Annotated in this window: 20 protein-coding genes; 18 read left to right on the top strand and 2 right to left on the bottom strand. The window is 68.7% G+C overall.

The genetic code is table 11. The features are described from left to right. Positions 1–21 precede the first annotated feature (21 nt). The 9 genes from queD (at position 22) to KGA66_RS18010 (ending at position 6,875) form a co-directional block, all read left to right on the top strand. Entirely contained in the window at positions 22–414 is a 393-nt protein-coding gene (gene queD, locus KGA66_RS18050) for a 6-carboxytetrahydropterin synthase QueD (RefSeq protein WP_211469325.1), read from the top strand. Then, positions 411–1,130: a 7-carboxy-7-deazaguanine synthase QueE gene (locus tag KGA66_RS18045; RefSeq protein ID WP_211469324.1), complete on the top strand. Its 720-nt coding sequence runs from the start codon at positions 411–413 to the stop codon at positions 1,128–1,130. Before queD ends, KGA66_RS18045 begins: the two co-directional genes overlap by 4 nt. Then, complete coding sequence (locus KGA66_RS18040) at positions 1,120–1,614, top strand: phosphoribosyltransferase (RefSeq protein WP_211469323.1); 495 nt, start codon at positions 1,120–1,122, stop codon at positions 1,612–1,614. Before KGA66_RS18045 ends, KGA66_RS18040 begins: the two co-directional genes overlap by 11 nt. Further along, positions 1,611–2,444, top strand: coding sequence for a class I SAM-dependent methyltransferase (locus KGA66_RS18035; RefSeq protein WP_211469322.1), 834 nt, complete (start codon positions 1,611–1,613; stop codon positions 2,442–2,444). Before KGA66_RS18040 ends, KGA66_RS18035 begins: the two co-directional genes overlap by 4 nt. Further along, positions 2,441–3,172 (top strand): hypothetical protein, encoded by a 732-nt coding sequence (locus KGA66_RS18030; RefSeq protein ID WP_211469321.1) that lies wholly within the window; start codon positions 2,441–2,443, stop codon positions 3,170–3,172. Before KGA66_RS18035 ends, KGA66_RS18030 begins: the two co-directional genes overlap by 4 nt. Then, positions 3,162–4,199, top strand: coding sequence for a radical SAM protein (locus KGA66_RS18025; protein ID WP_211469320.1), 1,038 nt, complete (start codon positions 3,162–3,164; stop codon positions 4,197–4,199). Before KGA66_RS18030 ends, KGA66_RS18025 begins: the two co-directional genes overlap by 11 nt. Then, entirely contained in the window at positions 4,196–5,311 is a 1,116-nt protein-coding gene (locus KGA66_RS18020; protein ID WP_211469319.1) for a DegT/DnrJ/EryC1/StrS family aminotransferase, read from the top strand. Before KGA66_RS18025 ends, KGA66_RS18020 begins: the two co-directional genes overlap by 4 nt. A gap of 96 nt (positions 5,312–5,407) precedes the next feature. Next, on the top strand, positions 5,408–6,067 hold the full coding sequence (locus KGA66_RS18015) for a 3'-5' exonuclease (protein ID WP_211469318.1): 660 nt from the start codon (positions 5,408–5,410) through the stop codon (positions 6,065–6,067). Beyond that, positions 6,060–6,875: a dTMP kinase gene (locus tag KGA66_RS18010; RefSeq protein ID WP_211469317.1), complete on the top strand. Its 816-nt coding sequence runs from the start codon at positions 6,060–6,062 to the stop codon at positions 6,873–6,875. Before KGA66_RS18015 ends, KGA66_RS18010 begins: the two co-directional genes overlap by 8 nt. A gap of 4 nt (positions 6,876–6,879) precedes the next feature. Here the strand turns inward: KGA66_RS18010 and KGA66_RS18005 are convergent, their stop codons facing one another. Continuing rightward, positions 6,880–7,350 carry an NUDIX domain-containing protein gene (locus KGA66_RS18005; protein WP_438822053.1) on the bottom strand — a complete coding sequence of 157 codons (471 nt, stop codon included), beginning with the start codon at positions 7,348–7,350 and terminating at the stop codon, positions 6,880–6,882. Positions 7,351–7,515: 165 nt separating this feature from the next. Here KGA66_RS18005 and KGA66_RS18000 point away from each other — a divergent pair, with 165 nt between their 5' ends. The 9 genes from KGA66_RS18000 to KGA66_RS17960 all read left to right on the top strand — a co-directional run bounded on the left by KGA66_RS18000 (position 7,516) and on the right by KGA66_RS17960 (position 15,604). Next, on the top strand, positions 7,516–8,157 hold the full coding sequence (locus KGA66_RS18000; RefSeq protein ID WP_211469315.1) for an HAD family hydrolase: 642 nt from the start codon (positions 7,516–7,518) through the stop codon (positions 8,155–8,157). Positions 8,158–8,524: 367 nt separating this feature from the next. Beyond that, positions 8,525–8,746, top strand: coding sequence for a helix-turn-helix domain-containing protein (locus KGA66_RS17995; protein ID WP_211469314.1), 222 nt, complete (start codon positions 8,525–8,527; stop codon positions 8,744–8,746). 132 nt (positions 8,747–8,878) lie between these two features. Then, entirely contained in the window at positions 8,879–10,171 is a 1,293-nt protein-coding gene (locus KGA66_RS17990; protein ID WP_211469313.1) for a tetratricopeptide repeat protein, read from the top strand. Between the two features lie 414 nt (positions 10,172–10,585). Continuing rightward, the gene (locus KGA66_RS17985; RefSeq protein ID WP_211469312.1) at positions 10,586–12,010 is read left to right on the top strand and encodes a S53 family peptidase; all 1,425 of its coding nucleotides are present in this window, start codon (positions 10,586–10,588) and stop codon (positions 12,008–12,010) included. Positions 12,011–12,111: 101 nt separating this feature from the next. Further along, on the top strand, positions 12,112–12,888 hold the full coding sequence (locus KGA66_RS17980) for a hypothetical protein (RefSeq protein ID WP_211469311.1): 777 nt from the start codon (positions 12,112–12,114) through the stop codon (positions 12,886–12,888). A gap of 280 nt (positions 12,889–13,168) precedes the next feature. Next, on the top strand, positions 13,169–13,327 hold the full coding sequence (locus KGA66_RS17975; protein ID WP_211469310.1) for a hypothetical protein: 159 nt from the start codon (positions 13,169–13,171) through the stop codon (positions 13,325–13,327). A gap of 6 nt (positions 13,328–13,333) precedes the next feature. Beyond that, a complete protein-coding gene (locus KGA66_RS31705) occupies positions 13,334–14,149 on the top strand; it encodes a NucA/NucB deoxyribonuclease domain-containing protein (RefSeq protein ID WP_211469309.1) in 816 nt (271 codons plus the stop codon). A gap of 19 nt (positions 14,150–14,168) precedes the next feature. Beyond that, positions 14,169–14,978, top strand: a complete 810-nt coding sequence (locus KGA66_RS17965) for a hypothetical protein (protein WP_211469308.1) — start codon at positions 14,169–14,171, stop codon at positions 14,976–14,978. Beyond that, positions 14,975–15,604 carry an SMI1/KNR4 family protein gene (locus KGA66_RS17960; protein ID WP_211469307.1) on the top strand — a complete coding sequence of 210 codons (630 nt, stop codon included), beginning with the start codon at positions 14,975–14,977 and terminating at the stop codon, positions 15,602–15,604. Before KGA66_RS17965 ends, KGA66_RS17960 begins: the two co-directional genes overlap by 4 nt. Positions 15,605–15,696: 92 nt before the next feature. Here the strand turns inward: KGA66_RS17960 and KGA66_RS17955 are convergent, their stop codons facing one another. Next, complete coding sequence (locus KGA66_RS17955; RefSeq protein WP_211469306.1) at positions 15,697–19,347, bottom strand: DUF6349 family protein; 3,651 nt, start codon at positions 19,345–19,347, stop codon at positions 15,697–15,699. Between the last annotated feature and the right edge of the window lie 90 nt (positions 19,348–19,437).

The raw sequence follows: 19,437 nt of genomic DNA, 5'->3' as shown, positions 1-19,437 counted from the left end.
CCAATCCACGGAGCCAGCCCTGTGTACCGCATCGCCAAGACCTTCACGTTCGAGGCAGCGCACCACCTGCGTGACCTGCCCGAGGAACACAAGTGCGCCCGTATCCACGGGCACAGCTACCGCGTCGAGATCACGCTGGAAAGCGAGCGACTGACCGCGACCGGATTCGTCGACGACTTCGCCGAATTGAAACCCCTGGGCGACTACATCGGCACGTCGCTGGACCACCGGGACCTGAACCAGGTACTCGACGACAACCCGACCAGCGAACTGCTTGCCCGCCACCTGGCCGACTGGTTTGAGCGCCATCTCGCGCCGGATCTCAACGGGCGGCTGATCGGCGTCCGAGTAAGCGAGACCGTCAACAGTTGGGCCGAATACCTTCCCGCATCGCGTCGGGAGGTCACGTCGTGACGTTGGCACTGGCATCCACCGCGCAGCAGGCCGGGTATCTCCTGGTCAACGAGCTGTTCGGTCCCACCTTCCAAGGCGAGGGACCGTCTTGCGGACAGCGCGCCGCATTCGTGCGGCTGGCTGACTGCAACCTCGCCTGCACCTGGTGCGATTCCCGGCACAGCTGGGACTGGCGCCGCCACGACCAAGCGGCCGAGACCCGGCGCCTCACTGTCGAGAGCACTGCGACCCAACTGCTGGCGCTCGGTACCGAGCTGGTCGTGATCACCGGTGGTGAGCCGCTGTTGCAAGCCGAGGCGATCACCGACCTGGCGGCCATGCTGCGGGCGGCGGGTCGGCGCATCGAGGTGGAAACCAACGGCACGATTCCGCCACCGCCGGAGCTGACTGACCTGGTCGGGCAGTTCAATGTCTCGCCGAAGCTGCGCAACGCCGGGCTGGGCAGCCGTCCGATCGACGCCGCGGCACTGACCGCGTTCGCCGCCAACGGCAAGGCTGTATTCAAATTCGTGGTCTGCGGTGCGGACGACGCAGCGCAGATCGCCGCACTGCAAGATGCCTACGGGCTTCATCCGGTGTGGGTGATGCCGCAAGCCACCTCGGCCGACGAGGTCATCGCCGGTATGCGCCAACTGGCTGACACGGCCCTCGAACATGGATGGAACCTGACCGGCCGCCTGCACATCCTGCTGTGGGGTGACCAGCGTGGCCGATGAACCCCGCACCAACCGGTTGTCGTGGCCTGCCGTCGAGGCCCACGTCCGCTCCATCGCGGAGGCCGCATCCCTTGACCGCGCACCGGACTGCCTGATCGGAATTCTGCGCGGCGGCGCGGTGCCCGCAGTCCTGGTCGCCCACCTGCTGCAGGTGCGCGACCTGCGCACGGTCGAGGTCACCCACACGCTACGCGACGGGATCGACGCTCCGAAGAGCCCGCAGGTACGCATCGGCAATCCGTCCACGCTCGGCGACCTGACCGGCCTCGACGTGCTGATCGTGGACGACGTGGCGGGCACCGGCCACACCGTGCGCGTCACCGCGGAGTTGGCACGCCGTGCCGGCGCCACACGTGTACGCACCGCCGTGTGCGTGCTGAACCAAGCCAACCTCGACCCGGACCTGCCCGCGTCCGAGATCCCCACGTATACGGCCCTCACCACCCGAGGCTGGGTGGTCTTCCCCTGGGAGGCGCAGTCATGACCGCCACCGAATCAGCATCCGCACTGCCGGAACAGTGCACCACCCGACCCGGCACCCCGATGATCGGCCCGTACAGCACCAACCAGATGGACGACTTCTATCACGCGCTGCACCGGGGCGAGGCCAAACCCACCGGAATCATGAACCTGTTACAGCACCTGCTGATCGCTGAGCGCTGCCCCGAGGGAGCCACTGTCCTTGACGTGTGCTGCGGGCGCGGTCTGGCGCTACCGCTGCTTCACCGCTATGCCCCGCACATCCTGCGGTACGTCGGCCTGGACATCTCCGATGAGAACGTCTCTGAAGCGCACGACATGCTCGCGCGCTGCCGCGCCGCCTACGGCGATACGTTCGCCGTCGAGTTCGTCCACTGCGACGTTTCCGAACCGTTCACCGTCGCGCAGGCCGATGTGGCGATCTACACGTCGGCGCTCGAACACCTTCCCGGCCCGCTGGGGGCCGCGAGCCTGCGCCACACCGCAGACGCGCTGGGCCCCGGCGGCGTGCTGTATCTGTCCACCCCGGCCACCGAGGGCGATCCGCCCCGACCGCTGCAACACCGCGTGCACGTCTACGAATGGTCGCGGCAGGAAACCATTGACGCGCTGGAATCCCTTGGCCTGGTGGTCGAGCAGGAGATCGGGCTACTCCCGCCTGGCCAACCCGTAACCCTCGCCACCGAACTGGCTGAGCGCTACGGCCATGGCGCCGCCACCTGGTACTACGACTTGGTCGAGCGGGTACCGGCCGCACTGCTCGGCACGATCACCGCCGCATGCGCCCCACGGGTGGCCACCGAAATCCTCTACGTCGCCAGGAAGCCGCTGTGACCGCGACCGCGGCGACACCCGTGTCGGCGCGCCCCGGCGCGGGCGCGAGCATCGCTCCGCTGTGGGTCACCGTCGAAGGCATCAACGGCGTCGGCAAGACGACGGCGATCAAAGCGGCCACGCCGCTGCTTGGCCCCGGATGCCTGCGCCTAGGCGAGTTGACCGACCAGAACCCGGATACCCTGCCCGGACGGCTGATCAGCGCGCTGTCCGCAGCCGACGATGTCTACCTACGCACCGGCCACCCGATTGTCGAAACCCTCGCGCTGCTGGCTCTCAAGACCCGCGAATACGAACGTTACGCCCCGCAGCACACACCCGGCCTCGCCCTTGTCCTCGAAGACCGCGGCATCGACACGGTCGCCGTGTACCAGGCCGCGATCATCGAGCAGGCCGACCCTGGCGCGGACGCGCTCGCCCTGGCCCGACAGATCCTGCGTCAAGCCGTGCTCTTCCGCCCGCCACCCGACTACACGATCCTGCTGCTCGCCGACCGCGACACCTGCCTCGACCGGTTCGAGCAGCGCCTGAACGTCACACTCACTCAACGCGACCGGCAGTTGGTGGCCCGCATCGAGGACCTCTATCGGGTGCTGGCTGAGGCCGAACCTGACCGATACATCCCGCTGACCGTCACCGGGATGAGTGCGAATCAGACCGCACACCGCCTCGCCGAACTGTGCCGCAGCCTGGTCGAGGCCGACGAGGGGGCCGACTGTGGCACGTGACATCACCCTGCTGTGGGCGCTGCGCTCCGTGTGCAAATTCACCTGCGGATATTGCTACTTCGGCACGATCGCCGCCCACCGCGCCCAGGTGCCGACCGCCCCGGGCACACTGTCCCACCTTCGCCGCGACGATCTGACCCGCGAGGAGATCTTCGCGTTCGCCCGCAGCCTCGACGGCTCCCCGGTCGCACGCGTGGTGATCGCGGGCGGCGAGCCACTGGACTGGCCGCACATCCTCGATCTGATCGCGACCGTCAAGGCGGTCGGCTGTCAGGTCGTGATCGCGACCAACGGGGTGCCGCTGACCAAGCCGATCGTCGCCAGCCGCCTGGTCGAACTCGGCGTGGACGCGGTGTCGGTATCGCTGGACTCCACCGACGCGGCCGCCAATGACGAACTCCGCCCCGCGCTTGGAGGCTATGCCGCACACAGCGATGTGCTCTGCGGCATCCGGACCCTGATCGATGCACGCGGAGAAGCAGCTGCGCCGCGTGTGGGCATCTACAGCGTGATCTCCCGCCGCACCCTCGATCAGATCGGCGCAATGGCCGAACTCGCGGTGGAACTCGGCTGCGACTACTACGTGCCCCAGCCGGTCTCGCTCTCCCCGGACCACGCCCTCGACGAAGAACTGACCCCGTACGGACACGAGGTCGATCGCATCGCCGCCGGGCTGACCAACCTTCACACCGCCGGTCTGCCGCTCGCGCTTCCGGACACGCACTACACGCGCCTGTTCATCGCATCCATCACCGACCGGACCCCGCGCCGGGTCGAGGACTGCTTCGGCGGCGCCCAACTGTTCTTCGCCCAACCCAACGGCTCGCTGTGGGATTGCCCCTCGGACCTGCGGATCGCCGCGACCCCACCCGACCGGCACCGCAGCATCAAGGGCGCTGATGCACGCACCCTGTTCGCCGACCGGCCCGCGTGCACCGACTGCGCACTGCTCGGGCGCGACTGCGTGAGCATGTTCCCGCTCGTGCGCAGCCTCCCGCAGATGCTGCACCTTACGGAGGTCCGATGATCGCAATCCCGCCCGACAAGCGCGAGCAGCGGCACCTGCTCGACGCGCTCACCGCCGCCTTGGGCCAGATGCCCGACCCGTTCGCAGCGCGCTGGGCCGGACAATTGGAGGAGAACTTGTCCGCGTTCTTCTTAGACGCACACGCCCTCGCCGTCTCCTCCGGTACTGCCGCCCTGCACACCGCGTTGGCGTGCGCCGGGATCGGCCCCGGCGACGAGGTCTTGCTGCCCGCCCTCACGGTCGTGATGTCCGCCGCGCCGATCCTGATCGCGGGCGCCCGCCCGGTATTCGTCGACAGCAACCCGCACACCCTCGACATCGACTACCAGGACGCGGCGCGCCGCCTGACCGAACGCACCCGCGCGATCATGCCCGTGCACCTGTGGGGCCGCATGGGCGACCCCGCAGTGCTGCGCGACTTCGCCGAACGCCACGGCCTGATCGTGATCGAAGACGCCTGCCAGGCCATCGGCAGCTCCCGCGACGATATCGCCGCCGGAACGATCGGCGACTACGGCGCCTTCAGCACCAAGGACGGCAAAATCCTCTGGTCGGGCGAAGGCGGATTCCTGCTCACCCGCGACGAACGGCACGCCGAGCTCGCCCGCGCCTACCGCACTCACTGGCAGACACCCCCGGCTGGACAAGCCCCACTGTCCAGGGCCGCCGCGAACTACCGGCTCGCCGAACCCTTGGCGGCCATCGCGGCGCTCAACGCCATCCACTTGCCCTACCTGCTCGTCCGCCGCAAAGCCCAGACTCGGCGCCTGCTCGATCGGCTCGCCGGCCTCCCAGGGCTGACCGTGCTCGAACCGCATCCATCTGAGCGCTGGAACCACTACGCGCCGCTGCTGCGCATCGATCTGCTTGAGGCGCGCCGCCTGTGCGAACGCCTTGCCGAACTGCACGTGCCCAACAGCGTCGGCACGTTCAAACTCGTTTCCTGCGACACCCGGCCCGCGTTCGCCCAGCCCGATCGCGCTCCCTGCCCCGGCGCAGCCCAGGTGATCGACACGATCCTCGCCCCGATCCTGACCGACCGCGACGACGAGGACAGCATCGACGCCCACGCTCTCGTGATCGAGAAACAGGTCACCGCATGGACGCAATGACCGCCGCCGACCCGAGCGCCACCACAGGCCGAGGACCCTAACCCGCCCCGAGCCCCAGCCGCGAATTGTGCCCCACAGCCGATCTGGAGAACGACCGTGCCGCCCCTCAGCGTCGACCCGGAATTCCGCGCGACCACCTTCGTCGTCATCGACTTCGAAGCCACCACCCCCGCCGGACATTCCCCCGAACCGATCGAAGTAGCCGCCGTGGCACTGCGATTCGACGGAACGAGCCCTCGTGAGATCGGCCGTTTCGAGGCGTTGATGCGCCCACCCGCGCACGCCCCCGTCACACGCTTCGACACCGAGCAGACCGGCATCACCGCGCAGATGCTCCAGGACCGGCCCTCCGCCGAGGTGGTCCTCGCCCAACTCGACCAGCTCCTGACCGCCCCGCCGTACCTACTCGTCGCCCACAGCGCCAGCGTCGAAGGCAACCTCATCTACGCACGGCGCGACGCCTGCCCGGTCCTAGCGCGCACGCATCTGCTCGACACCGTCAAACTCTCCCGCGCACTGCTACCAGACCTGCCCGGTCACTCCCTGGATTGGCTGCTCACCCGTTTCGACATCCCACGACCGACCGACCGGCATCGCGCGATGGCAGATGTCCAAGTCACGGTGACCGTGCTCGCCCGCCTTCTCGTCCTTGCCGATCAACACGGCGACCCGCACGACCTCAGCAGTTTGATGTCCGTCGCGGGCCACACGGCGAAGGCGACCAAACCCGTCCAAGAAGCCATCTTCGATGTCTGAGCAGGAGAGCCCTGTGTGCACCGCACCGAATTCGCCGTGCAAGCGCGGCACACTGATCTCGATCGAGGGCATCAACGGAGTCGGCAAAACGTACCTGACCGACCGCATCAGAACCCTGCTCCCTGCATCTGGTCGCAGCGCACCCCTCGTTCTGGAGGAGTTCTCCGCCCGCAAGAACGGCGACGACCTCGGCCGGGCACTGCTGCATACCCTGATCGACGCAGCAGACGGCGACATGTTCCTGCGCAGCGGAACGCCGGGTACCGAGGCTCTGCTGTTGTTCGCGATCAAAGCCTACGACCTGGATCTCGCCATTCCAGCGCTCGCCGACGGCAGGCTTGTGATCGAGGGCCGCGGCCTGGACACCACCGCCATCTACCAGGCGCTGCTCACAGAAACCTCCGACGCGGCGGCCGCAATGCGCGCCAGGGCGCTGCTGGATTTTGCTACGGCGTGGCGCGCGCTGCCGGACCTCACCATCCTGATCGTCGACGACCCAGACCTGGCGATGCGGCGCGCCGAGCAACGCGGAACGTTCACCTACAACGACGCGGACCGCACCTTGCAGCGACGGGCAGCCACCTTGTACCTCACACTCGCCGCCGAGGACCCAGACCGTATCCGCATCCTCGACCGACGCACCGTGGACGAGAACGAAGCCGCCGAGCAGATGCGTGCCTGGATCGCCGAAGCCTGGGACATCGACCGAGCCTGTCTTGCACAGCCCTGGCGCGGCCGGAACGGGACCTGCGCGGAAGGCACGTGCCGATTCGGTGCCCGCCCGGCCCCGGCCGCGACGGTGCGGTGACCGATCAGATGGATTCCACCGGCGCGATCTCTCCGATGCGCGGAAACAGTTCCTTGGCCAACAGCTTGGTGTCCTCGAACACGTCGGGGTGCTCCAACAGTTCTTCCAGGCTCATCCACACCGTCTCGTGCACACCATCTCCGGCAGGTTCGTCAGGATCGGCCAAAGCCACGAAGACATGGTCAACGTGCACGTGCGGCTCGCCGAGATGGTTGTCCGCAGGCACCCGAAGTTCACTGACCCACCACGGCTGCGGCATGCGCGGATGCGGATACCCCGACGGCAGATCGGGGCGCGCAGGCTCCAGCAACTTCACGCCGCGCAGACCGGTCTCCTCCTCGGTTTCCCGCTCGCCGGCCTCCGCGGCCGTCTCGTCGTCCTCGACATGCCCGCCGGGGATCATCCGCTTTCCCAGGCGCGGCTGCTGCACCATCGCCACCCGCCACTCGCCCCCGATCCGGGCGAATACGAACACGGACGCGGTCAGATGCTTGATCACATCAACACCTCTGGACTCATCGACAGCGGCACGTCAGCTGCTAATCCGGCGGCCGAGACCGAGCCTGCCACAGCAGCGGCCTTCGCACCGGCAGACCGGCCGAACCGAGGGCCGTCAGCTCCCAACCCGGGGGACCGGACTGTGATCCAGCGGTTCGCCGCCGACATGCTGGCCCAGGCTGGCGCCCTCATCGTCGACTACGATGGCACGTTCGCCGATACCAGCGTGGCCCGCCAGACAGCGCTTGCCCGCGCCCTCGCCTCGCACGGATCAGAACTCGACCCCGAGTGGTACCGGGCGCGGATCGGACTGAGCATTGGCGATCTGCTCGACGAACTGCCCGACGCGTCCCGCCTGGACCGCGACGCGATCATCGCGGCGTCGCGAAGCCAGTTGTTGGGCTGCCTCGACAGCATCGAGCCTGTCCCGGCAGTCCTAGACCTCGTGCGCCTCGCAGTAGAACACCGCATACCTTGCGCCATCGCCTCTGGCACCACTGGGGCGCTCGTGCATCCCGGACTCGACGCTCTTGGACACACCGGGCTCTTCGCGGCCGTCGTCGTGCGCGAAGACGTGGCACGGGGCAAACCCGCACCAGACCTCTTCCTCACTGCCGCAGACAGACTCGGCATACCCGCGGCACGCGGCCTCGCCGTCGACGACGCGCCACAGGGCATCGAGGCAGCACGACGCGCCAGAATGAGGGTCCTCACCCTGCATTCCGGATTACTGGCACGAGTTCCGAACGACGCTGCCCACGCCATCGCGGGCGGCGACTCGTGACCAACGCACTGAGCGGCACCGTCACACGTGCCGCCCACGAACAGCTGCCCGTAGCGTCCACGACAGGTGCAGCGAGGCCATCAACCCTTCGTCTGGTCCCGGCATGCGGCACAGTAACGCCGCGCCCTTCCCGCTTGGGCTCGGACTTCCCCGCCACGGTCGGCTTCCCCTTCCAGTTGGCCGGCCCTTGGCCCGCGCGCCGCCCCGTTCCGACCTGGCGCGGGGCGGCGCGCCCACCATCGAATCAACCCGAAAACGCCAACCGACCGACTAGGTCGGACGGCCCCGTGCGCATGTGCGGCGCGAGATCGAGCCGCCCCGCTATCAATCAACACATTGGTTCACCATTTCAGGAAGGGCGCTGCCCATGAACCCGCAACAGTCCGTTGATGCCCCGCCGGCGGCCGAACTCGACGAGCTGAGCTTGTTGAAGGTCGGCGAGGTCGCCGAGGTGATGCGCGTGTCAAAGATGACGGTGTACCGGATGGTGCACTCCGGGGAGTTGCCCACGTTGCGGGTGGGACGCGGCTTCCGCGTTCCAGCGAAGGCCGTGCGCGAGTACCTCCAGAGCGCCTACGTCGGCTCCTGAAACCCAACCGTCTCCTTCCCGCCGTCCTGCTGAGGGCTCGGAGGCGCCGACCACTCACCAGGTCGGTGCCCATGCTGCGGGAAGGGGACCGTCCGCTCGATACCCACTCGTACCTGTGGAGGGGACTATTAGATGCACGCTGTACTGGAAGGTGTCGTCGGCGAACTGTCGCAGGATGCCCAGCGCGTGTTCCGTGTGCTCGGCGCGCTGCCGATCGGACGGTTCGCCCCGGCTGCGGCGGCTGCGGCGGCCGGGCTGTCGGTAAGCGACACCATCGGTCTGCTGGCCGAACTGACCGAAGCGCAGTTGTTGTACAAGACGGCGTCGGAGGGATACCGGCTGTATCCGGCAGCCGTATGGCTGGCTCGCGAACTGGCCGCCGACGCGCCGAGGTCGGAGCACGGGGATGCCGTCGAACGGCTTTCACTGTGGTACCTGGGCAGTGCGGTGAACGCAGCCGGAGCGGTGCGTCCGTACCGCCGGGATGTCCCCGAGCGGCCGGACGGCCTCCAAGTCCCCGCGCAACAGTTCACGGACATGGCCGACGCGCTGGAGTGGTTGGACGCCGAAGCGGAGCAGATCTACGTGCTGGCCCAGCAGTTGTCCGAGGGCCGCAACGTGACGCGCGCGATCTACCTGCTCGGCCAGTTGTGGGCGCTGTGGGCGTATCGAAAGCGCTACCGGCTGTGGGAGTCGTGCGACACTCTGGCGCTGCACTACGCGCAGGTGCGCTGTGACAAGGATGCGCAGGCACGGGTGCTGCGGCGCCTGGGATTGCTGTGCACTCAGCTGGGCCGCTATACGGAGGCTGACGCCTATCTGAGCGACGCCGCCGCGCTCTTCGAGGACCTGGGCGAGGAGCACCGTTTGGCCGGTGCGCTGGGCAGCCGGGGCATGATGTTCCTGCGCAAGGGCAGCGTCGAACTGGCGCGGGCGCAGCTGAACCAGGCGCTGACACTTCATCGGGGGCTGGGCGACACCCGGCAGGTGGGGCTGGTGCTCATCGACCTGGCGAACACGGAGATCGAACGGGGATGCCCGAGCACAGCCCTGAGCCTGCTACGGGATGCGGAGCAGGCGCTCGGCGACTCGCCTGACCTCTACAGCCTGGCCCGACGGCGCATGCTGACCGGTCGCGCACACGGACTGACCGGTGACAGTGAGCAGGCGGCCAGGGAGCTGTCCGAGGCGCACGAGGCGATGGTGGCCTGTGACGCGGAAGCGGGTGCGGCCGAGGCGCTGATCTGGATGGCGGAGCTGGCGCGCACCACTGGACAGATTGACGCGATGCACCAACGCCTCCTGCAGGCCACCGAGCGACTGGACTACCTCGACGTGCCGGGGACCAGCTGGCTGCGCCAGCGCGTGAGCCTGCTCACGAGCGGCGCCGAATGGCGCGCCATACAGCGCGGCGGTCCGGATTAAAGCAGCAGGATATTTTCACGCCCCACACGGGAGTTGGCGACACATAAACAATCACGAGTAACACGGGTTTTCTGTTCCACCGGTGTGCTGCCGCGCTATATTTCCCGCTTCGTGCGGCTACTTCGGCGCGCTTAAAAGTCGTGGGGTGCTGCCTGCCTATTCTCGGCCGTGCCCATCTTCGTCATGTCTCTAAGCTGGCTACTTGCGCATTAGAGTTCGGAGCGGTGACCTTTTCTGGAGTGTTCTTTGCGGAGGTTGCGTCGTTCGGTTTTATTGCGCTAACGTCGGCCGCGCCGCACCGGGTGGTTAATCCGGGCGATGGGTCGAGCGGCTTTTACCGGCTCGTGTCGCGTGGGGGATCTGTCACCGGTTCGCGGTTTCCTCTGTTCATCTTCGAAACGGGAAGTACTTCTCTTGCGAAGCAGATTTCTAGGACGTGCGGCGCCCGCCCTCGCGGCGGCTTGCACGCTCGGGCTCGCGGCCCCTGCCACGGCCGACGCCGCTGGTGCGATCCACCCGACGCCGAGCCTTGGCGGCACGCTGGTCGTCAAGCGCCACCTGCCCGCCTCGGGCGGCGTGCGCCCGGTGCCGGCCTCGGCGGGTCACATCGACGCGCGTGCGGTGGCTAGTCCGCTGCCGACCTCGCAGTGTCTGACCCAGCTGGGCATTTCCTGCTACTCCCCGGCGCAGCTGATCCACGCGTACCAGCTGGACGGGCTCTACGCGCGCGGCGTCACCGGCAAGGGTCGCACCGTGGTGATCGCGGACCCGCTGGGCTGCCCGACGGTGCAGCACGACTTGGACGTGGCCAGCGCGCAGTGGGGCATGCCCAGCACCACGGTGCACCTGGTGGCGCTGGCCGGGCCGATACCCCCGTACAACGCGGGCGACCCGAACTTCCCGGGCTGGTGTGGGGAGGTGAATCTGGACGTGCAGACCATCCACGAGTTCGCCCCGGACGCGCGGATCGTGCTGTCGGAGACCCCGGTGCCCGAGACCGAGGGCGTGCAAGGCTTCCCGGAGATCATGACCGCCGAGGAGAAACTGATCGACCGCGGGATCGGCGACGTGATCACGCAGAGCTTCGGTGCGACCGAGAACACGTTCCCCGGGTTCGACCAGGGCGACTACTCCAGCCTGCTGAACCTGCGCTACGCGTTCAAGGACGCGAACGCGCACGGGGTGACGGTAACTGCCGCCTCCGGGGACACCGGCTCCGCGAGCATCGCTGCCGACGGCGCGAGCCTGTTGCCGGATCCGGCGGTGATCTGGCCGGGTTCCGACCCGCTGGTCACCTCGGCCGGCGGCACCCAGCTGTCCCTGGACGACGCGGGCAACCGGCTGGGCGCGGACGCGGTGTGGAACGACGCGTGGGGCGCGGCCGGAGGCGGCCTCTCCAGCGTCTTCTCCCGACCCGCGTACCAGAACCCGGTGCGCGCGGTGGTCGGCGCGCAGCGCGGCATGCCCGACATCTCCTGGTCCTCGGCCGTCAACGGGGGTCGGTGGATCTACATCTCCTACCCCGGCTCGACGCCCGGCTGGCATGTGTTCGGTGGCACCAGCGCCTCCGCCCCGCAGTTCGCGGCGCTGATCGCGTTGGCCGACCAGGCGGCCGGGCACCGGCTGGGCAACGTGAACAACGCGCTCTACGCCCTGTACGCCCGCCAGGGCTACGCGGCGCGCACCGGGCTGAGCGACGTGACCAGCGGCACCAACACCCTGGGCGGGTCCGGGGTGTCGGGCTACTCGGCCGCGCCGGGCTACGACCTGGCCAGCGGCCTGGGCACCAGCGACGACGCCACCCAGCTCGTCCTCGCCTTGGCTCACACCCGTCGGTAACACCCCCGGTAGGACAGGCGCGCCCGTCGATGCGGATCACAAGGGGTCGCTGCATCGGCGGGCGCGCCCCGTTACCCGAACACGAGCGAAGGAGGCTGCACATGGTGCAGCAGCAGATCACCCTGCCCAAGACGATCGAGGTCCCGGTGCGCACCTACACCAACCCCGACACCGGCGCACAGGTCACCTACTTCGGCATGCTCCACGTCGCCCAGGAGCCCTTCTTCGCCGAGGTGCGCGACCGCGTCACCCGGCTGGAGGCGGACGGCGCGCACGTCTACCTGGAGGGCATCACCAGCCCCGCGTCCGACACGCTGGGCGCCGATACGGACGAGCTGCGCTGGGGTGTCGGCGTGGTCAAGCGCAAGCTGGAGACCATGTGGCGCGAGGGCGAGGCGCTGGGCCTGGTCGCCCAGCGCGACGCCCTGCCCGCCCGCGACGGCTGGCAGGTGCACGATGTCACCGTGCTGGAGGCGGTCCAGATCTACGGCGTCGAGGCACTGCGCAACCAGCACCAGGACACCCAGCGCGAGGGCCTGCTACTGGACCACTTCGACCCGGCACTGACACGGGCGATGACGATGCAGAGCCTGGCACTGGTGATGAAGGCCGCCACCGACACCGCGATCCGCGACATCCTGTTCCCCGAGCACGAGGCGACACTGGCCCGGGTGCGCGAGGGCAAGGTCGTCGCCGCCCTCGACCGGCAACTGGCCGCCGAACCCGACGCGCACATCGTGGTGGTCTGGGGTGCCGGACACCTAGTCAGCTACGACGAGGCGCTGACCGAACGCGGCTACAAGAGCGACGACGAACAGTGGCTCACCGCCATCGATGTCGCCACGCTGCCCCCGCTCATCCCACAGCAGCGCGCATGATCGGCCGCCGTCCGCCCACCTGAATACTCGCGGCAACGCGTTCACAATCCCGCGACGAGCGCCTGTCGCCTATCCATCGCTGACTTCGAGGGTTGACTACAACGATGCGTGGACAGTGCGCGCACGGCTCTGAAACACTGGCACGTCAAAGAACCCTGATTCAGTGGAGGGGTGGAGTTGGGTTTCGAGTTGCCCGGCGGGGTGACCGGGATCCCCGGAGCCGTCGGGATCGGCTGCCCGGCGATCGACGAGGACCGGGTGCGGGCGTTCGCCCGCACCCGTGCGGGACTTCACGGACAACATCGACATCGACCATCAGTTCGCGTCCTGCCCTCTCCGGCCGATGGGCTCGGCCTACGACGGCTCCTGGTACGAGCGGCCAGTAGCCGTCTGGGCGCGGATGACCTCGGCCCACATGCACAAATTGGTCGAAGCCTGACACACGGTGGGCGCGAGTTTCAGGCTGGTGCCGGACGAACCGCTTGGGCATGCGCGTGAGCTGCAAGAACATGCGGACGAGGTGGCCGGGCACGCGCGCAGTTCCGGCGCGGCAGTCGCGGGGTTTCCTTCGGTGAGTAATTCAGTGGTGCGCGCCCTGACGGAGATGGCTGAACGGGTGGGGCGCTCGTTGAGCAAGGATGCCGGTCGTGCGGTCGAGGAGATGTACCGCAAGGCGGGCACGCTCGCTGGGGATGTGGTCAAGCGCGTCACTGAAGCCGACGCTGAGAACGCGCGCAGGCTGATCGAGGTCGCCGAGCGGATGGGCCAGAACGCCACCCGTACTGTTACGGGCGATGCCGAGCGCACTGCACTCACTGCCGAGCGGGCAGGGTTGCGCAAGCGGTTCGCCGACATCCTCGATCCGAAGGGCGAGACGCCCGCCGTGCGCGCCTACCAGGATGCTGAGATACGGGTGGACAGCGCGCGTTATCCGGAAACCGCGCAGCACATCCAGGAAGCCCAGTCGGGCACCATCTGGCGCGGCGACGCCTCGGCCCAGGGTGCCCCGGCGCCGTCGGTGTTGACCATCGACCGGGACGGCGCGAAGGCCAATCGCGCCGAGTCGCTGCGCGGCATCGCCCCGCGCGGGGGCGAGGGATTGGATCGTGACGAGTATCCTCCGGCGATGTTCTTGGAGGGCGGGGCGGGGGCGAGCGTGAAGTACATCGACGCTTCCGACAACCGGGGAGCGGGCTCGATGATGGGCAGCGACCTGGACGGGTTGCCCGACGGGGCGCGGATAAGGATTGTGGTGAAGTGATGGGACGGCGAGGTGCGCGGTGAGCGCCGAATTCAAGCAGCTGGCGACGCAGGCCCGGTGCGGCGCGTTCCGCGAGACGTTGCCCGCGCTGCTCGATCTGGCGCACGCACCCGGCACCGCCCTGGGTGAGGCGTGGCAGGCCGGCGCGGCGGCGATCACCATCCTGTTCTGGGTCGACCGGTTCACCGACGCGGCGGACCTGGCCGAGACACTGATCACGGCGGGCGGGCCGATCTGCGCGCAGGACACCCCGTTCGACGCGGCGCTGCTGGCCGCCGACGCGCACGCCCGGATCGCCGCCGCCCCCAGGGTTATCCGGCTAGCGCGGTGCGTGCCGGGCGACAGCGTGCTGGGCAAGCGGCTGACGTGGCTGGCCGGACAGCTGCCCGCCCGCCCGATAGAGCAGCTGCTGCCCAACCACGCCCCGTGGGGTGAACCGGCGCAGCCGCTGGACGGTGTAATCGGCGCGGGCCTGCTGGACGAGGACTACGCGGCCCTGCCGGTCGGCAAGCGAAGAGCGCTGTGGAACGCGCTGCGCACGACGAACCAGGCAGAACCGGCGCGCGCCCTGTATGAGAAGACCGGCGACCTGCCGCCGCAGTGGGCGGTGTGCACGTGGCTCGCGGGCTGTTATGCCATGCTGGACGAAGGCGATCACGGGCGGCAGATCCTGATCGCCGCCCGCGAGCGGTGGCGGCCGTACATGCACTGGGAGGCGCTGCCCGGCGACGTAGTTCTCCAGCCTGTACTGCGGACCCTGGTCACCGAGCCGCTGCGCGAGTACTTCCTGACCACCCCGATCGGCCCCGAAGCCCGGGAGGCACGATGACCGGCACCGCGCTCGACCAGCTGCTGGAGCGTGCCCGCGGACCGGTGGGGGCGCGCGTCGAGCTGGACTTCGGCGTAACGGACGGGCCGCTGGCCGAACTGGCCGCGTTGCTGACCCGGATCAACGGTTTCTTCCTGTTCAACGCTGGGGTGCAGGTCTATCGCGCTGGAGAGCCGGGACTCGGCCCCGAACTGGCTTGGTGGAACGAGCCGGAGACCTGGAAGGCGGCCTACGGCGGTCTGGCCGACGGGCTGTTCTGCTTCGGCCAGGACCTGTTCGGCACCCAGTTCGCCATCCGCAACGGTATCGAGGTCGTCACCTTCGACCCGGAGACCGCCGCGACCGAAGCACTCGGCGACAGCCTCGACGCCTGGGCGCAGTGGCTGCTCGATGACCTCGATGTGCGCGGCGCGGCCTCCTTCGCCCGCGCCTTCCAGGACTCCGAAGGAGCACTGCAACCCGACCAGCGCCTTCTCCCGCTGCGCTTGTTCGTCGGCGGCGGCAGCTACGACTTCGACAACCTCACCGTCAAGGACGCCGCTACCGCCATGCGCATCCGCGGTCCCATCGCCCAACAACTCCATGACCTACCCGAAGGCACCGTCGTCCGGCTCAGCACTTCGTAGCATCGGTGCTGGGCCTGGACGTTGGTGCGGTTCCATCTCTTCCCCGTTCGTGCAACTGCTGGGGAGAGCAGATTCGCGCTCCTTGGTTCCTGCTATCGCGGGTGAATGTTCGCCGGTTCCCGTGAGGGACTGGGCTGTGTGGGCCGCGTCGGGTTGTTCTGGTTCCGCGGGTTTGCGGTGCCCCGGGCACGATGCGGAGCGGCGGCGGCCGTGCGGGGCGTCTGGCCGAGCCGGGCTTGGGCGTGCTGGGCGACCTGGCGAGCCCTGGCTTGAAGCAGCTGTGCTTCCGTGCCCTGTTGGGGCGTCGGAGCGCTACCGGGACGCCCGGCGGCGTTCGCGGCGGTCGGGGCCTGCCGAGGCTGGAGGTCCGGCGCCGGGTGATTCCCATCGGCACGGAGGCTTGCGGCGTGCCGTTCGGCTGCTGCTGCGAGGGTTGTGAGCGCGTCGGTCGTGCTGGTGTGGCCGTCTTGGCTGGTCTTGCGGCCGAGAGTGTCCGCGTAGTCGGAGATCGCGTCTGCGCTTCTGGCGATGACGGCGCGGATGCCGGGGTCGCCTGCTTGGCGGGCGAGGGTGTTGACGGTGCCCCACAGGGCGGTGATGCGTTGCCATTCGTGGGTGGCGGCGTGGGCGCGTACCTGGTTGCGGGCGTTGATGTACGCCGCGCGCAGGTCCGGTCCCTGTGTTTCGACGCCGGGCTGCTGCTGCGTGCCGCGCTGTTCGAGGTGCGTGGCGGCGGCGTTGGCGAGGTTGGCTATCGTGCGGGCTGCGCGGGTGGCGAGGGTCGTCAGCAGACCGCGGACGCGTACGTCGGCGGACAGCTCGGCCCAATATGTGCCGGCTGTGGCTTTGAGGGTGTCCCACAGGTTGTGGACAGCGCTGTGGATGGCGCTGATTCCCGCCCACTCCGGTCGATCGACGGGGATGCCGGAGGCGTGGGCGTAGGCGGCGTCCACGGCGGCCAGGTGCCCGTCGAGATCTGCGTCGTCGAGCTGCGCGGTGTCTGTGCTCTGGTCGACGCGAGGGGCAGCGGGTAGCGCGTTGGTGGCGGCGCTTTGCGCGGTGGTGCTGTCTGCTGCGTCGCCGGCGGTGCGCGGGATGGGTGTTTGAGCCAGGTACCTGAGTGCTTCGTCGATCGCGGGCTTGAGGTCGTCGAGCGTGCCCAGCTCGATCCAGTCGGGGATCGCCTGGCGGGCGCGTTCGATGCTGGCGCGCACGCCGTTCCAGATGTCGTCGAAGTCGAACTCGCTCTCGGTAGCGGTCGTCGGGTCGTGTTGGGTGACGGCCTGGTGCGGCGTGGACGACGTCGAATCAGCCGCCGAGGAGGATTCCTTCTCGGCGGCGGGCGCATCGGCGCTCTGCGGCGCCTTGGTGGCTTCGTGCTCGTTCGCGGTGGTGGCCGCTGCGTCGTCGGCAACTGGCTGAGCGGTGTGGGTGGCTGTGTTGACCGGTTCGGTCGCGGGCGTGGTGGTGGACCGGGCAGGGGTGCGCGGCTCTTGGTCGGTCACGGTGGTCATGGCGGCCTCCTTGGTCGGCTGGCTGGTCTGGGGACTGGTGGCGGGGTCGGGGATGAAGCGTGGATGGCCGATACCCGCGGCCAGGCCGGAGGCGATCGTGTGTGCTGCCTCGCCGGGTGGAAGCCCGGACTGGTGCGCGGCGCGGCGCAGCTCGGCAGCTGCGTCGTTGCGGTCGAGGATTTCGCCGCCGACGAGGCGCCCGAGCCGGAACGACTCCCGGTTGAGGGTGTCGTTGCGTGTTCCCTCCGGTGCCCTGGCCACGGTGTCGGCTGCCTGCTTGAGGGCCGCGTTGCCGTAGGCAACGCGGCGTCGGTCCGTGACGGGTGTACGGGAGGGCGCGGGCGCGGGAGGCGGCTGTGCGGCTGGTGGGCGCTTGGTGAGCTGGTCGGCGATCCAGGTCGGCAGCGGCGCCACGGCCGCGTCGTGTTCGACGCGGTAGGTTCCGCCTTCGAAGAGGGAGCCGGGGGCGACGATGAATCCGCCGTGGCCGCGGGTGTCGACCAGGGGGCCGAGGCCGGCGGTGTCGCTGCCGGTGGTGATGCTCAGCGCGGCCCCGTCGGGTTGGCGGTAGTAGAGGTGGCGTCCGCCGCGTGCGCTGGCGACGGTGAAGGTACGGGGCAGTTCTCGCCCGGCTGCCAGCTTCGCCAATGTTTCTTCGCCGTGGCGTGGCCCGTCGGGCCTTTTGGCTTTGTCCAGGTCGATCACGAGCAGGTTGGTTGGTCCGCAGGCTATTGCGATATTCGCGTTCGGGGTCGTGTTCCACCAGCTCGCGATCTGCCGGGGGTCGGTGCTGGCGCGCTTCTCCCAGTTCTTGAACATCGGCCTCTTTGTTCCCGGCGCGAGAGGGAACACCGCGAAGCCCTGGAGAGCCAGATCGACGGCCTGCTCGAACATCAGCGATCGCTCCTTTGCCCTGTGCGGTTGGGCGGGAGGGTGCGTGGCGGTAGGTGAGGGCGCGGGAGCCGGTTGTGTCGGCGCGGTGGACGCCTGTCCCGCCGCGGGTCTCTCGGGCTCATGTTGCGTCTGCCCGGAGGAACGGCTTTCCTGCGCGAACTGCTCGGCGTAGAGCCATTCGTAGTCGGGCTCCTGCGGCTGCTGCGTTTCGTGCGCGGGCTCCTCGGGCTCCTGCGTGGTAGCAGCGGGTTCCGGCACTGGCGAGTCGATCGGCTGCACGGTTGCAAGAGTTGGTGCGGACTCGGCGTCTTCGGGCAGCCGGGCGGCCCTCGAGGGCGGTGCAACCAGGACGTTCTCCGCTTGGACCGCCGTCTGCGTTGTCGGAGCCGGGGCAACGACGGCTTTGGTCTCGTTGGCCGATGCTGCGTCCTGGTGGATGGCGGCAGCTTGTCCGCGCAGCGCGTGCAGGGCGCTGAGTGTCGGTTCGATCTCGCGCTGAGGGTCGGTGTAGAGGCGTTGAAATGCCTCGTGCAGCTCCGACAGGTGCGCGCACGCCTCGGGCGTCAGCGCCGGGCGCAGGTACTCGGCAACCTGCCGCCAGGCGATCAAACCCTCGCGTCGCTCGGTCTCGGTGAGCACCACGGCTGCCAGGCCCTCGCGGGTCTCGGTCACCGTGTCGAACGTCGGGGGGCGGCCGGGTGCAGCCGGACGATATCCGACATGCTCGTCACGCGAGTCCTGCCCCCGGACCTTCAACCACGCCCTGAGCGCGACCTTGTCCGACAATGCGATGCCGAGGCCCACCAGCTTGCCGGGCGTGAAGATACCGCTGAGCGCCGCGGCGATGTCAACGTCAGTCAGATCGCCTACCGGCCCGTCAGGAGAAACCACTGGCAGCGGCTTGCGCGGCTGGTAGGCGGCAGCGACCAGTCTGGTGCGTTGTTTGTGTCGTGCCGGGGCGTGCAGGTCGATGGCCCGTTCCACGCCGCAGACGTTGTAGTTCCCGCCGAGGAACCAATCGTCGTGCCACCGGGTGCCGCGGCGGTTGCGGGCGATCAGGACCGGGCCGCCGGCCTCCACCCAGCCGGCCGGATAGAGCTCGACGATGCTCTGCCGCCACTGCGCGTATGCCGTCTTGTTCTGGGTTTCGTTGTAGGTCATGGCCGCGACGACGGGCACCAGTTCGCGCCATCCCGGGAAAGCGTGGTCGAACCCGTCTTGCAGCGCTGCTTCCTCGCTGCCGTGCCATGGCCCGAGGTATGCGCAGTCCCTGCAGAACGCGGCGTAGGCGCCGTGGGTGTTGCCCGACGTTGAAGATGAGGATGTCGGCGGCATCGATGCTGGGGCCGCATGGTGACGGAAACGCCCTGCCCGGGGTCAGCCGGGCAGGGCGTTGGTGCTCACGGTGTCGGTGGGATCGTCAGT

The sequence above is a fragment of the Actinocrinis puniceicyclus genome (assembly GCF_018283645.1).
GTDB classification, from domain to species: Bacteria; Actinomycetota; Actinomycetes; order Streptomycetales; family Catenulisporaceae; genus Actinocrinis; species Actinocrinis puniceicyclus.
This window is presented reverse-complemented; position numbering and strand designations above follow the sequence as displayed.